This window comes from Candidatus Magnetobacterium casense (assembly GCF_019173545.1).
GTDB lineage: Bacteria > Nitrospirota > Thermodesulfovibrionia > Thermodesulfovibrionales > Magnetobacteriaceae > Magnetobacterium > Magnetobacterium cryptolimnobacter.
Genome location: NZ_JABXWD010000777.1, coordinates 1 through 1,082, shown reverse-complemented (window position 1 = coordinate 1,082; position 1,082 = coordinate 1). Strand labels below are relative to the sequence as shown.

The following is a 1,082-nucleotide window of genomic DNA, read 5'->3' as shown; positions in this document are numbered from 1 at the left end:
GTAGGTCAAAAATGAAGATTAAATTCGACAGTGGTCTTGATTACCAGCTTGAGGCAATAAAGAGCGTGACCGACCTGTTTGAGGGTCTGACGCAACAGGACAGCGGTTTTCAGACAGACCTCGGCAGACCGGACATGTTCAACGAACTTGGTATCGGCAATACCATGACACTCTCCCCGCAACAGCTCCTTGCCAACCTGTACACCGTGCAAAAACGCAACAATGTTGCCCCGTCTCGTTCGCTGATTGAATCTGAAACATATGCCTTCCCTAACTTTTCGATAGAAATGGAGACAGGCACCGGCAAAACCTATGTCTATCTGCGCACAATCTTTGAACTCAACAGTCTTTACGGCTTCAGGAAGTTCATTATTGTGGTGCCTTCGGTGGCAATTCGTGAGGGTGTGACCAGCTCCATCAAAAGCATGAGGGACCACTTCAAGGGACTATATGACAATGTCGCCTTTGACTATTTCGTTTATCAGTCCAAAGACCTTAGCCTTGTACGACAATTTGCGGTGAATAACCAGGTGCAGATTATGGTTATCAATATCCAGGCGTTCCAGAAAGACGCCGGAGAGGATGTCGATTACACAGTTCTCAACGACGAGCAAAAGAAGAAACTCAACGTAATTCATCAAGAACACGATAAAATGTCCGGACGCCGCCCCATCGAATATGTACAAGCAACAAATCCTATCCTGATTATAGACGAACCCCAAAGCGTGGACAATACTGATAAGTCACAAAAGGCAATCCGTAACCTTAATCCGCTTTTTTGCCTGCGTTACTCCGCTACGCACGTCAATCCTTACAACCTGGTCTATCAGCTTGACCCAATCCGTGCTTATAACTTGCGCCTGGTCAAACAGATTGAGGTGGTGGATGCCAGTGGCACACAGGATCATAACCAGACGTTGGTACGTCTTGATGCCGTGGGCTATTGGCCTAAATCCTCAAAGACACCACAGGCGAAGGTCACTATTTTCGACAACACCCCCAACGGTTCGGTGGAAAGGCAGTTAAGGATCAAACTCGGCACCAACCTTGCCCGACAGACCAAACGCCCCGATTATGAGGGC

The 1,082-nt window shown here is 47.9% G+C and carries 1 protein-coding gene; it reads left to right on the top strand.

The window, feature by feature from the left end; genetic code table 11:
- Window positions 1-11 precede the first annotated feature (11 nt).
- The coding region (locus tag HWQ67_RS19440) for a DEAD/DEAH box helicase family protein (protein WP_218254350.1) at window positions 12-1,082 on the top strand (1,071 nt) is incomplete at its 3' end.